General features: G+C 35.2%; 12 protein-coding genes and 2 pseudogenes. 2 read left to right on the top strand and 12 right to left on the bottom strand.

Going from position 1 to position 14,068, the window contains the following annotated elements:
* Positions 1–150 precede the first annotated feature (150 nt).
* Both LOK41_RS24410 and LOK41_RS24405 read left to right on the top strand, forming a co-directional pair.
* Entirely contained in the window at positions 151–1,113 is a 963-nt protein-coding gene (locus tag LOK41_RS24410) for an AAA family ATPase (protein ID WP_241818678.1), read from the top strand.
* Positions 1,113–2,126: pseudogene (locus LOK41_RS24405) on the top strand (DUF58 domain-containing protein); the annotation flags it as partial. The gene LOK41_RS24410 and the pseudogene LOK41_RS24405, both read left to right, overlap by 1 nt.
* Positions 2,127–2,935: 809 nt before the next feature.
* On the opposite strand, the gene LOK41_RS24400 reads toward LOK41_RS24405, so the two are convergent.
* The 12 genes and pseudogenes from LOK41_RS24400 to LOK41_RS24345 all read right to left on the bottom strand — a co-directional run.
* Complete coding sequence (locus LOK41_RS24400; protein WP_241818677.1) at positions 2,936–4,000, bottom strand: N-acetylmuramoyl-L-alanine amidase; 1,065 nt, start codon at positions 3,998–4,000, stop codon at positions 2,936–2,938.
* Positions 3,997–4,236, bottom strand: a complete 240-nt coding sequence (locus LOK41_RS24395; RefSeq protein ID WP_241818676.1) for a holin — start codon at positions 4,234–4,236, stop codon at positions 3,997–3,999. Before LOK41_RS24395 ends, LOK41_RS24400 begins: the two co-directional genes overlap by 4 nt.
* Positions 4,236–4,448 (bottom strand): hemolysin XhlA family protein, encoded by a 213-nt coding sequence (locus LOK41_RS24390; protein WP_241818675.1) that lies wholly within the window; start codon positions 4,446–4,448, stop codon positions 4,236–4,238. Before LOK41_RS24390 ends, LOK41_RS24395 begins: the two co-directional genes overlap by 1 nt.
* Positions 4,449–4,490: 42 nt before the next feature.
* A complete protein-coding gene (locus LOK41_RS24385) occupies positions 4,491–5,450 on the bottom strand; it encodes a tyrosine-type recombinase/integrase (RefSeq protein ID WP_241818674.1) in 960 nt (319 codons plus the stop codon).
* A gap of 231 nt (positions 5,451–5,681) precedes the next feature.
* Positions 5,682–6,359: a hypothetical protein gene (locus LOK41_RS24380; RefSeq protein WP_241818673.1), complete on the bottom strand. Its 678-nt coding sequence runs from the start codon at positions 6,357–6,359 to the stop codon at positions 5,682–5,684.
* A 104-nt stretch (positions 6,360–6,463) separates the two neighbouring features.
* Positions 6,464–6,667: a hypothetical protein gene (locus LOK41_RS24375; protein WP_241818672.1), complete on the bottom strand. Its 204-nt coding sequence runs from the start codon at positions 6,665–6,667 to the stop codon at positions 6,464–6,466.
* Between the two features lie 47 nt (positions 6,668–6,714).
* Complete coding sequence (locus LOK41_RS24370) at positions 6,715–6,858, bottom strand: hypothetical protein (RefSeq protein WP_241818671.1); 144 nt, start codon at positions 6,856–6,858, stop codon at positions 6,715–6,717.
* A gap of 33 nt (positions 6,859–6,891) precedes the next feature.
* Entirely contained in the window at positions 6,892–7,419 is a 528-nt protein-coding gene (locus LOK41_RS24365) for a hypothetical protein (protein ID WP_241818670.1), read from the bottom strand.
* A gap of 37 nt (positions 7,420–7,456) precedes the next feature.
* Complete coding sequence (locus LOK41_RS24360; protein ID WP_241818669.1) at positions 7,457–9,343, bottom strand: phage tail spike protein; 1,887 nt, start codon at positions 9,341–9,343, stop codon at positions 7,457–7,459.
* Positions 9,344–9,380: 37 nt separating this feature from the next.
* Positions 9,381–11,357, bottom strand: a complete 1,977-nt coding sequence (locus LOK41_RS29170; protein WP_241818668.1) for an SGNH/GDSL hydrolase family protein — start codon at positions 11,355–11,357, stop codon at positions 9,381–9,383.
* 15 nt (positions 11,358–11,372) lie between these two features.
* Positions 11,373–12,179 carry a phage tail domain-containing protein gene (locus tag LOK41_RS24350; RefSeq protein ID WP_241818667.1) on the bottom strand — a complete coding sequence of 269 codons (807 nt, stop codon included), beginning with the start codon at positions 12,177–12,179 and terminating at the stop codon, positions 11,373–11,375.
* A gap of 2 nt (positions 12,180–12,181) precedes the next feature.
* Positions 12,182–13,861: pseudogene (locus LOK41_RS24345) on the bottom strand (phage tail tape measure protein); the annotation flags it as partial.
* Positions 13,862–14,068 lie beyond the last annotated feature (207 nt).

Raw genomic sequence — 14,068 nt, 5'->3', positions numbered from 1 at the left:
TTTCCTTAAATGAAATAGAAATTATATAAAATAATAAAAGAAAGAAACTCCTTAACAATACCAACCGAGTCAAGCAAACTTTATTTTATACGGAACATAATTTTTACAATAGATTGAATGAACTAGAAAAATGAATTTGGGAGGAGTACGATGACACAACTCGATTCTTTACATCCAGTTGTAGAAAAAATAATTGATAATATTGAAAAAGTGATGGTCGGAAAACATAAGGAAATCACCCTTACCTTAGCAGCTCTCTTAACTGAAGGTCATGTACTATTAGAAGATGTTCCGGGTGTCGGGAAAACGATGATGGTACAAGCCCTCGCTAAATCCATCGATGCAGATTTCAAGCGGATTCAATTCACTCCTGATTTACTGCCATCAGATGTAACAGGTGTTTCTATTTATAATCCAAAAGAATTACAATTTAAATTTATGGCAGGACCTATTATGGGAAATATCATACTAGCTGATGAAATTAACCGTACATCACCCAAAACGCAATCAGCCTTGCTTGAAAGTATGGAAGAAAGCAATATAACAGTAGATGGTATAACACGACCTTTACCGAAACCATTTTTTGTAATAGCTACACAGAATCCAATTGAGCATGAAGGAACTTATCCTTTACCTGAAGCTCAGCTTGACCGTTTCTTACTAAAACTAAAAATGGGCTATCCCACACCTGAAGAAGAGTTTGAAGTTTTAAATCGGACTGAAAAAACAAAACCTATTTCTCATTTACAAGCCGCTATTACAATAGAAGAATTACTATACTTACAACAAAACGTACGGGAAATATATACGTCCAAAGCCATCAAACACTACATCGTAAAACTCGTTAATCAAACCCGCTCTTATAACTCTGTTCAGCTAGGAGCTAGTCCGCGTGGTTCCATTGCTTTGATGAAAGCTTCGCAGGCATATGCGCTCATAAATGGCAGGGATTATGTCATTCCAGATGATGTTAAATTTTTAGCTCCCTATGTTTTGTCCCATAGACTTATTTTAAAAATAGAAGCGAAATTTGAAGGGATAACATCAGAAAGCGTCATTACAAAAATTCTCGCCCGGACCCCAGTTCCGGCTCAAAAGGAAAAAAACTTCTGATGAAACAGCTGTTACGAACAGTTCATAACGTCGGAAAGCTATCGTTGATTGTTTTATTCATTGCTTCAACATTTATATATACCATGTTACAAGGGGAATTCGTAAGTTGGTTTCTATTTTACAGCTTTATTCCTTTCGGTCTTTATTCATTATTGTTGCCCTTTTGTGCCCTTTGGAACGCTGAGGTAAGACGCATAACAAATCAAAAGGAGTACACGGCCGGACAGCAATTCTTAGGCACTATTACAATAAAGCGGAAAATCCCCTTTCCCTTGCTGTATTTAATTATAGAAGAGGTACTCCCCATGGAATTCAATAATCGTAAACAATCAAAAAATGCAAAAGTGATATTATTTCCAGGGTTCAAACGAAATATTTCATACCAATATATAATCGACGCAATTCCTAGAGGAGAACACACCTTTTCGAGCGTGCGTGTAAAAACTGGTGATGTATTCGGGATAATCGAAAAAGAGATAACCTTTTCAGTTCCTGAGAGTTTTTTAGTCTATCCTCAATATGTAGATATAGCCTATAGACAAGTGGAAAACTATTTCGAACAAGGAGCACTCTCCTCAAATGTGAATGTAACAAGAGATGCAACAGTCTCAGCTAGTGTCAGAGACTACAAACCCGGTGACCGCTTTTCATGGATCAATTGGAAGGCAACTGCTCGAAAAAATAATATTATGACGAAAGAGTTTGAACAACAACGAAGTCATGATACTGTAATTTTTATGGACAGAACTCAATCTCCCCTATTCGAATTAGTCGTTACATTTACAGCTTCTCTCGTGAGGTCTATTTTAAAACAGGATTCACAAGCATCATTCGTATCCACTGAAAAAGAACAAACCGTTCTCCCTTTTTCTCATGGAGAGACACAAGTAAAACAAATTTTCTGTCACTTAGCAAAAGTAAAAGCAGACAGTACGTTCTCACTCTCTCAAACTGTGGAAGTAGAATTAAAGAAAATTTATCAACCAGTAACATTCATACTTATAACAAGTAATCAAAAGGGTCTTGTACATCTAAGTTTGAAAAGCTCACATATTCAATAGCATCATTATTCATTAATTTCTACCTCCCATATTATCACTTTTTATGCTAATGTTCAAACAAACGTTCGTCATCTACATAAATTGATTCACATGTTAATTATAGCGAATTAAGGAAGATTTTGTTCGATTTTATTTTTTAATTTATGTATATAAATCCCTCCATTCATCTATTAATGATAATACATATAATATTCTTTTCGCAGATTATCATTATAAAAAAGCAAGTCACCTAATTAAAGATGACTTGCTTTTAATTATTTATACCTTTATCTGTTTTCTTTAATATAAAATCTTTTTTCTCTGCCAGTACACTCATCATAGTTATATCGATTAATCATTTCTTCATCTGCTCTTTCCTTCTCTTTCGCATATGCGCCGTATAAAGTATATCACATCACTTAGTGATGTTTATAATACTCTATCGCATTCTATCGCAATAAAAAATAATAGTATTGTCATTTAAAATTATAGAGTGTATTTATTTTATTTTAAGTGTGTGGTCTTTTTTGTGGTCGGTGGTCAAAAAGAGTTGAGTTTATACTCAGCTCTTTTCCTTTAAAGTGTCACTTCTCATGTGCTCTATTAATTGGTATGATTTACTTAATTTAAGGAGGACAATATTATGAAAGTCATTAGGTCTTTATTTAGAGGATTTCGTTTAATGAGTAGAATCATAAAACCTATATTACGAGCTTTATCTAAAAGTAAATTTTAAATATCATAGAAATAAAAAAGAGCCGCCCAAAGGACGGCTGTTATTCTTACTTCACATATACATAGGCTTCATTTGCAGTTATATAGTATGTTTTACCTTTACTATTGTGTACTTTGTACTGTGGCGATCCATTTACATTTACTTTTTCATCAATTGCAAATCCTAATCCTGAATCTAAAGTACCAGCCACATCCTTATCCTGCCACGATAGAGAATCATAGAAACGTAGGTTGTCCACTTTAGACACAACTCGTTTACCTACAATAGATGAGTCAACAGTACTTTTCTTATCGAACTTCACATAAGAAGGATTGTATTTAATCCATTGATTTCCTCCAAGATTTAACCATCCATCTTTTTCAGCCCACACAACATATGATTCTGGTTTGTTAAGTTGACGAATCGCAGAATAGCTTGTATCTGGTCCTTTGCGTAAGTTGACGTTATAACCATTAATGTATGCCACTCCATCCGTTACTGCTGTTGGTACTTCTTCTGGTTTAGATGGTTGTTCTGGAACAGAAACATCAACATTAGAATTATTGTATGCACGTTTTACATCAGCACGGAATTGCGCTTCTGATACACCATGACTACGTAAGTAATCAAGTGGATCTTCATGATCTGTACCGCCAAGATGATGCGTTACATCGCTATGCGTCCATAATCCTTTTTCTACACTAATACCACGATCACGTAGGATTTTAGCAAGTAGCTTCACGTATTTATCATATGAACGTTTAAATTTTTCATAGTCTCGTGTTTCACAAAGTTCTACATGTACAAAACGTTTATTTGCACCTGGTCCAGCACCGTAAGCGATGTATTTTGTATCAGCAATTTGAATGGTTTCGTTCCAATCAACTGCATAATGAACAAAAGCATTACGCCATGTACGAGTTTCATATTTTTGAATATTAATAGCTGGAGCTTCTGGAGTTGCTGTACTATGAGCTACAACGCCCTCGTAAGCACCCACACCATAGCGATATGGTTGTTTTGGTAAATCTGGAATAATTAAAACTCTATCAGCAAAAGCACTTGTTGCAATTGATAATACTAAAACAATGGCCAATAAAACCGAGGAAAAACCTTTTAACGTTTGTTTCATTTCACATCAGCATCCTTTTTTAAAATTTTTGTGTGGTCAAACAATCCACTTGCTGACAGTCCAATGATGATTCCTTGAAATACATTCATTTTTAAGTCTTGTGGCAAAAATAAAACGCCTAGCACAATGCCAAGCGTTAGATTTAATAACGGAATGTATTTTGTTTGTAATCCAATCGTTTTTGCAATCTGTGAAAGACCAACAACAATTCCAATCATGACAGCTAAACTAATCATTACATACCACCTCCTTTCAATAAGAAAGCGAGAATAGCTGCGATGATTCCACCAACAATACTTTTCACAAGCCAATTTGTATTATTGAGGATTTTTTCAATGTTTTCTTCGATTTTTGCTACCTTACTTTCTACAACAGCAAGACGTATCTCTACATTTTGCATCTTTGATTTGTTTTCTTCACACTCTTTGCATTTGTCCACTGGTCTCATCCCCTTCCACAATAAAAAGAAGGAACATTTTGTCCCTTCTTACTAGGCAATAAATAATTTTGGATCCATACCAAAAATCTTCGCGATATCCTCTTCACTTCTATCCTTCAGATATGATTCTGTTGTAGAAATATCTGAGTGATTCGCTAAAGACTTTAGCATTTCTAATGGTATTCCTTGAACTTTCAAGTTATCTAATCGACTATGTCGGAAACAGTGTGGATTAATACGATATTCTTTACCTTCTTTTCCGCTTAACATATGGCCAAAAATCTTACACCAATAATTAAATGTACTTTTATTAATTAATTGTCGTCGACCGTTTTTATATAACTTTACAAACAACTGAGGAATCGCATCCCTACCTCTTTGATTCAAATACATTTTTATACACTCTTGTACACGATCGTTATAGTACAATCGAAATTTCTTCCCACGTTTACCTTGTACGATATTAGTGTAATATTTTTGAGTCAATTCATTTTTTTGTACCTGATATACTTCATTTTTTCTTGCTGCACTAAAATATGAAAGTGATAAATAAGTTGCTAACATATATTTCTCTTGTTCAAGTAATTCATCAATTAACCAATTAATTTGGTCCTCAGTGATAAATGTAATTTCTCTAATTGGATTCTTAGGTAAACCTCGTACCCTTGAACCTACATTGAATTCATAATTATAGTCATCATCGTCTGCGCAAAATTCAAGTGCTGAACGTAAAGCACTCATCAATCCATTTACACGTGCATTGGACATCCCCATTTCTTGAAAGATGATAGATAAATTTCGAATATCCTTTCGTGTTAAACCAATAAGATTTTTATTTTCGAAGTGTTCATGTATTAGAAACAAAATAATTCGTAAATCCCAATTGTATTGCTGTAAAGTGCTTGCCGCTTTTCCTTGTGCTTTCTTTTCAATTAGAAAATCTTTGACTAGATTTTTATTTTCTTGGCTAACATGCTTTTCATAAATTGCTTGATTTACTATTCGTTTCACACTGATCATCTCCTCAAAATAAAAAGAGAAGCGAAATCGCTTCTCTTAAACTTGTATAATGACCTCTTAATTTTTTGTCGAATTCTTTCAAAAACTATTGTATTATTTGGAAGAAAGGAGGTTGTAACATGTCTAATTCAAATCAAACAAATACTCCTAAAGTGACTGCAACGCCTACACCGCGTGAAATCCGTTCAGGAGAAAGACCTACATACTCAGCTCCGCGACCACCTAAGAAGTGACAGTCGGGTTTAAATGGTCTAACTCATTGACTACTATTCCTGATTTCGTGTCTACGTAAGTTCTTTTAACAGGATATTTATAGTACTCATGTGATTCTTTCCATTCTTCAGATTCATCTAGTATTAAGGATCGTTCCGTCTCAAAAGGGCGGGACATCCTAATTACAGCTCCATATGTTTTTTCATCTGGCTTATCAATTTTGTACATTTCCACAATAAGTGCCCTTTCCTCAGCTTTTTCAAGCCTGAAAAAGAATGTATCCCATACACTCGTATCTTCTGAAAGTCTAGAGGTTTTACGTTGCTTCCTTACCCTGTTAACCAATTTCAAAACCAGTTTGTATAAATAGCTTCCCCACATAAAAGCAACTAAAAAACTAAAACAGGTACTTAACAACACGTAACTCATCAAAAATAGTAAATTTGTTGATAATGTGCTTATCTCTTTAATGTCGGTAAGATAAATAGTTGGAATTGATAATAGATATACTGCTAGGTTATACGTAATAATTGTTAAACCAGTAGTTGGAACCCACAGTAAGGCTACAAGCCCTACCATTTCAGTTGGTGTATGCTTGACTGTTGGATTTAAGCCAAAGAGTTGTAACCAAAAATAAGCAAGTAATCCTGGTAAAGAAAATATAATTATGGAAATAAACTGTTCCATATATTCACCTCACATACCCATTTAATCATATAAAACATTTATTCTCTTTCTATATTAAAGAAAAAGAGAGTTAAAGTCTCCCTTTTTCTATTCAAAGCCGTATTTTATTCAAATTTACGACCCTGTACCTTTCCAATAAAAACCTTTTTAGATTTTCCGTTCATCATTTTGCGAAACAACTCATCAGTACATTTACAAGGTCTAGTAGAAAACCCTCCATGACTATATATTATTTCTGTAACTTGATTACACGTTTTGCATCGCTTTTCGGTTGTTGAGACTATGTCGCCAAACATATCTCTTATCATACTTTAGCCTCCTTATTAAATACCTATATCAATTCTAAAGTGTATCATTAAAAATTACTTTCTTTACATTCCGCCAAAACACATGCGACACCCATAGAAACTTGTTTATCAAAATTTCTTTTGGCTTCATCATAATCCATAAAATAGAATACATTAGGTGAATAGGAGTCTTGTATAATAACAATCCACATGATTCATGCTCCTTTCAAAATAAAAAGACCAGCTTATTGCTGCTCTGTAGGTTCATTTGGCGTTTCTGTTGTTTCTTCTCCTTCTGTTGGTGGTGTAGTTGGCTCAGTAGTGCCACCATCTCCTGTTTCTTCTGGATCTGGTTCCTCGGTTGTCGGTGGAATAACAGGGTCTGTTGGTTGCTCTGGTTCTTTTAGTTCTTCTTTCACAGGCACCACTTGTTTTACATCGATTCTTGAAAAGATGTAATCTCCAACAACTACTGTTACAGTGTTACTGTTGTTTAATTGTTCATTTAAGAAGATTGGATCATAATCATTTGTCGTAATCGTAATTGTTTTTCCGCCGTTTGTATGAACTTCAACTTTTGTAGTGCCTTCCACAGTTTGATGATCACGTGGAAGAATACGTTTCACATCGATTCGTTGAATAATAAAATCACCGATAAGCACGGTGATTAGGTCATTATTATTCAATTGATCGTTTAGCACCTGTGCATTGTATACCTCAGTTTGCACCGTGTGTTTTAACCCGCTTTGTGTATGGATTTCAATTGTTTGCATGTTTTTCCATCTCCTTTTGTATTTTTAATAATTTATATTAAAATGTTCCACCTTTTCTTGACTGGATAAAAAGACGTCCAGTAACAGTGGCATTTATTCTAGCTAAACTATTAGGTGTAATTTTAATCTCAACATAACGACCGCGTTGAAATTTCCCTTCATCATCCTTTGCTATATATGGTTCCAAGTCTATATCTTGTCCACTTGTTGAGGTGAAAGGAACTACATTACCATCCACAGTTATCGTTACTTTTGATGGCGTCTCGTTAAATTCGAAGATGCCGTACTCAATTTCGTGGGTATGGTTGGGCAATGTCATATCATGTGTATGGCTTGGTGTACTGTAATCATGTGAGTGAGGCGGAACAGTAGTACTATGGGTGTGATTTGGCAATGTAGTCTCATGCGTATGGTCACCACTAGAGCCATGTGTGTATAAGCTTGAACCTGTTCCTTTTACGTATATTGAAGCTGATGTATTCCTACCTGGATCAGAAAAAGCTGTATGCAATCCTATTGTAGTAGGTTCAGCAGGCATAATACCACCGCCATGAAACATCTTATGAACGTGGTCTCCACCCCCACTCGATGTTTTAACAATACCACCACCTGCGCTACTCGTTATCACCAATCCGCCACCTGCCGATGTTGTAGACATGTTTGATCCACCTGCGGAAGTCGAACCCACAACAGCCCCACCGCCTTTTATCGCACGTTCGTAGGCTCTAAATCTTAAAGTTTCAAATGTGAGCAATAATTCATTCACATTCATAACATCATTTGGTATTTGAAACCTTATAACGGCTGGATGATCTGGATCACAATTATCTTGGAAATCACGACTATCAATATTAGTTGAACCTTGTGAATAAGTATCGTTTACTAATTGCTTCTTTTGTAAATCAGTAATTGTTGTTCCGATATCTTCACGAACGTTTCCAAGATCAAACTGTATATTCGATGGATCTCCATAAATATCCGGCTTAGTAATTTTCATGATTCTTAAATCATCATTTGTATCGACATCTTGGTCATATACACCAACTATTTTTGCAATGTCATATTTTATAATCTTGTATGGATCAATGAGTTCGTAATCTATACAGTCCACAGAAACAGTGGTTTGCGGCTTCTTATACTTATCTAACAAGGCTTGTGCTGATGCTTTTAATGATTTTGCATCTTCAAAACGTCTATCAACCCATATTTGTTTATGAATGCCGTGTTCATCAATAATAGTGAATTCTGCTTCTAAATAAGGTACACCACCATTTACTTTCTCAATTCCTAACTGGTTTACCCCTTCACCATATCCAAGAGGGAATATTCTAGTTATCAACCCAGTTGGATCTTCTTCCTTCTCAATACCTTTTAAATTCTTACCATATCGAATGGTATCAACTTTTTCATTAGTTACACGAACTAGATTAAGGGTAAAGGGATATGTTGTATCATCCCAAGTCCACAAATAGGACTCATTGAAAGGCTTAGGAACACTTACAAGTGCATTTAAAAGTGAATTTTCATTTTCCCATGCATAATGAAAATATCGTTCAAAGTGACAATCCCCTAGTTTCCAATGTTTTATTTCTTGTTTGCTTAATAAATACTCAAGTACATCTCTTGTTGTCCAATTCGTCAATTGATGGTAACGAAAAAGCACGTCTGAGTGCAATGTACTCCAAACATGCTCACAATTGTAAGTTATGCTGTTGTCACTTTCGTTTTTAACTGTTTTCTTTGGATTGACTATGAATTTCCCAATATATTTATCATGGTCATATAGCTCAATAAAATACTTTGGCTTAACTTCAAAACGTTTTGGATCGTTAAGAGGTAATGAAAAGGAACACGTCCACAAATTATTTGTCTCTTTAACATATCCAATTTTATATGCATTTTCTAAGATAGCCACTAAATTCATTTTAATATCATAGACTTTTATATGTCGAAAATTACTATTATACATAACTTACACCATCTCTCAACAATGTTAATCCAAGACCTTTTGCAGTATTCTCAAACATTACTTTGTATCCTTCATCGTTTGGATGCAGACCATCAAATAATAAAGAATCAATGGTTACGCCAGTATTAACTGCATATTCCATATAACCTTTATAATTCGAAATGTAATCCATCTTGAACTCTTTTGTTACTTGATGGATAGAACGATCAACATCATCCATCTTGAAATTACGTACTGCTTCCATATCGTTCGCTACTGAAACTGGATTCGCTGCCATGACAATTACGTCTTTTCCTAACGAACGAATGTATTTTATAAGTTCTCGTTGATAACTCTTTGTTACAGCCGTTGTTTTGAAATTATGACGGTCATTTGTTCCAATTTGCATAATAACGATGCTGTCAGCAGATTCAATTAACTGATCTCTTTGTTGGTATAGATATTGCGAATGTTTACCACTAATTCCAAAATTAACAACATCAGCAGTTTTAGGGATTTTTAGACCTTGAATATATATAGAATAACCTGATGCACCAGCATTCTTTCGGTTTGTTTCTCGAATTTCAACTAAATGATCTCCTAGTGTCAAACCAGTAATTTTCTTTTCCACATTGTCGGCATATGTTCCGTAAGTGTCTAATTCTCCCCATTTCACGCCATCTACATAAATATCCATTATACCGCCACCGCCAACAGTAGCATGGTAAATACTGAAGTGATCACCATAGAAAGTGAACTGGATACCGTTATTTGTTGTTGTATTTGAGAAGAAAGCTTGCCATTTAAACGTGGTAGCGTTATTCTCTACAATTTGATGTGTTGCAGCTAAGAAAGAAATATTCGGATCATTTACTGAAACATCGAACTCACGATTATATTCAGATATAACATGATCTCTCAGCATATTCGCCCAACAAACCGCAGTTGTTACGTTCGTCTTATATCCGGTGTTTCCAATTGGTTTATCCGTTGCACTGTAGCCAGTCCCACACAGTCCTGCTGTGATAGAGTCACCAATAAGCTTGATAATTGTTCGAACAAATGGATTGTTTAAATGTTTATGAATGATTTCCTTAATTGTTAGGATCTCACCCATTTCCCCTATTACCTTAATAAAGTTTGTATTTTTCCCTAAAGGAATGTTGTTGTAATAATAGAATAATAGTCTTTTATTTTTAAACTTTGTCTTGTCGTTATATACTTCAAACGAAACAGTAAAAGGAGATTTTGTTATATCTAAAACAAACGCATATAACTTTGCATCGGTAGGGAGATCGATATAAAGGTTTGTTCCTGTCTGATTTAAATTAAAAATATCGTTACCCATAGTAGAAAATGTATTTGGTTTAATGATTGCTTTCTTTCTTTTTAAATCAACAATAACCTTATCTTTTTCTATAATTGTTGCTTCATACATATTAATTCGAGTGTAATCTAATGCATCTGCAGCAACGTTTGCATTTGTAACGGTGATTTTTCTATCAGCTAGATAGTTGTAATTATCATCATCACTAACAAATGTAATGAATTCGTAGTTTTGACCGTACACTTTCTTCCCATAGAGGCGTGCAATTGATAGTTCGTTATCTCCTGCTGAAGTAAAAGGTTTGCAACTCAATTCACCTGTACGGTGGTTGTAAACTAATAAATGCAATACACCATCATTACTTTGATCTGGTAATGATAATTCAATTTGTGATGGTGATATATTAAATGCATACTTTTCAATAGATATAGAACAATTCTTTAGAATCGTAATTTTTCGAGTTTTATAGTTAACTTCAATATAGTTCCTATTAAGTATTTGAGCTTCAGGAACATACATTTTCTCGAAGTTAACAGCATTATCCGCAATTCGATCTCGTGTTGCTGGTTTTGATAATCCATTTATAACATCAATAGCTTGATTTATCTTTGGTGTTCCTTGCCATAACTTGTCTGACTCTAATAAACGAGGTACATCAGCCACGGTATCACCGCCTTCTTACATATATTTTGCGTGAAATTCAAATGAAATTTGAAAATTTAAGTTTGTACCAGTAATAGAAATCGAATTTTCACCTGGAAGTAACTCTAAAAAGTCTCCTGTCATCTTCGAAATATAATTCTGTCCATCCCTAGTGACCGCATAGTGTTGGCTATCAATTAAAAGATTGGCACCTTCAGGAAATGAGCCCAAAGAAAAACTCTTACCATTAGTGGCAAGAGTCATAGAACTAGCACTTCCAGTTATCCTGATGATAGGACGTACTACAAGTGAACCCACATTTTCAATTTTCAATGTTGTTGGTGCGGTAACATCGTACATATAATCACCAATCCCAAACGGTATATCTGACATAAAAGGAATATCACTTCCCCATAGTATGTCGTTAGTAGTATCAAATACCGAATATGCATATGGATCAAATGCTGTTAATGGAAAAACAAGGTTAGCCATTGTTTTATAGCGACTTGTGTCTAAACTACCGCTATATCTAACCTTGTAGTATTTATCCGGTTCATAATCAAAAGTCAATCTCACTGTTTTCGTTTTCCCATATGGATCAAAAAAGGGTTTCATGATTTCTCTTATTTTTCGTGCTGATAAAGCTTGGCTTGGTTGCGGTTTAACCAATAATGGCAAAGTAAAAGGCCTTGGTTCTAAATCCGCCCCAAAATCATATGCACCAGGTACTCCTGGAATTGAAACTGTATAATCACGAGTAGAGGGTGCCGCTGGATGTTCATGCCCTGGTAAAAGCGCTAAACCTAATTCATTTAACGTTTTCCCATCTATTGTTAAACTCATACTTATCTCACTCCTCTACCTGATCCTTTAACAAGATTATTTATTTCCCTTGCTAGTTTTTGTATATCCACTTCTTCTCTAATTACAAATGATGAGCCTTTGAACATCTCAGCGAAATTATATGAAATATTACCATTTGATTTAGAGGAATTACCATCCACAGTTGATTGAGTTGTATTTCGATTCATAGCTTGTGAACTATTTGATAGGCTGCTATAAACCCCACTCATTACACCTTTTAAATCAGATAATTGATTCAAAGAACTAGCCATTGTATAGCTCATATCACCAATTAATCGGCTCATAGTGCCTGTGATACCAAGCGATTTTTCACTTGAAGATAATGGAGTCACAGAAACACGATTTCCACTTTTAATGAATAATTCCGGTCCAGCTTCCCCAGCTATAAATTGTCCATCTCCAAGAACATGTCCACCTGTTGCTAACATTGGAATTGTAGAAATATTAGCTGAGGAACCACCGATACCCGGAACCCAATCAGGAACAGAAACACTATTAATCCCTTTTATCATTGCATTTATCATTGAAATAACAGCATTTATTGGAGCCTTTGCTGCCGCTTTAATACCTTCGAACACTCCACTAAAAATTTTAACTATACCATTCCAAGCTTTTTCCCAATCACCTGTAAATACACCACTAATAAAATCTATAATTCCGTTAAGAATTGGCTTTAAAACATTCTTCCACACACTTTCAATCCCTTTGAACGCATCACCCACAACACTACCAATTGCACCGAATACGAATTGAAATGCTGGTAAAAGGACTGTTTTAATTATTGTTACAAGGACTGAAAACACAGGTGATAATATTTCATTCCACACACGCTGAATGATTGTGAATGCATCCTTAACAATATTCTGTATCACTGAAAATCCTTTTTCGAATGCTGGCTTTAAAGTTTCATTTATGGTGGCTACAATTTGATCTACCGTCGGTTTCAAATACTCGTTGTATACACGCATAATTTCATCGCCAAATAATATCAAAATGGCAATAACTGCGGCTATTGCGGCAGCTATTAATGTGAACGGACTAGTTAATACAGCCATGACTCCTGCAAAGGTTAGTGCCTGAGTTGTTACTAATAAAAGTACGGGAGTCAGTGCCACCAGTGCCGCCATAATAATTCCAATTGCTGTAGCAATTACAGTAATAGTTGCTGCTAATGTAGGGTTATTCTGAATCCATTCGGCAATTTTACCCACAACTTGAGCAATAACCAATAGGACTGGCTCAAGTGCTATTTTTAAATCAGCCATAGCTTGTTGCATCATTACAGCTGGATTTGCATCCATTTTTTTGACGGATTCATTCAATTGATCTTGGTTATTCTTAAAGTCTATTGATTTTTGAGACGCATTTATCAAAGTATTGGTTATATTTGACCCTTGATCTTCAAACATAGTGGCTAGAACTTTAACTCCAACTTGGTTTCTTTTTACAGGATCTTCTATTCCTTCAATCGCTTTGGCCACCTCTACCATAGCATGTGACCCTTCTTTTCCACCAGCCGCTACAGCTGCTCCCCATTTTTCTATTTGTTCAGTCGCAATACCCGAACCATCAAGAGCCTCTTTTAAAGCTTTATCCGCCCCTTGAGCAAACTCAGCTAATTGAATCCGACCTTCCTTCAAACCATCTAAAAGATTATCAATCATTTATATTCAACGTGATTCGCAACGTCACGCCCGTTCTCTTACGAACTGCTATACGTCACCGCATAGATTAGACTATATCTTCAACTACTTGAGTTGCTCCCCGTTTCGAGTGTCATTTGCTTACACCCTACGTCTTTCGACTAGTCGTTGCACGTTCCTTAATAAAAAGGCTTCGCTCAGTATTGTCTCATTTGAGAGTTTCAC

The organism is Bacillus sp. TL12 (assembly GCF_022625245.1).
Taxonomy (GTDB): Bacteria; Bacillota; Bacilli; order Bacillales; family Bacillaceae_G; genus Bacillus_A.
Note: the sequence above shows the minus strand (reverse complement) of the source record. Positions and strands in the feature narration are given on the sequence as shown.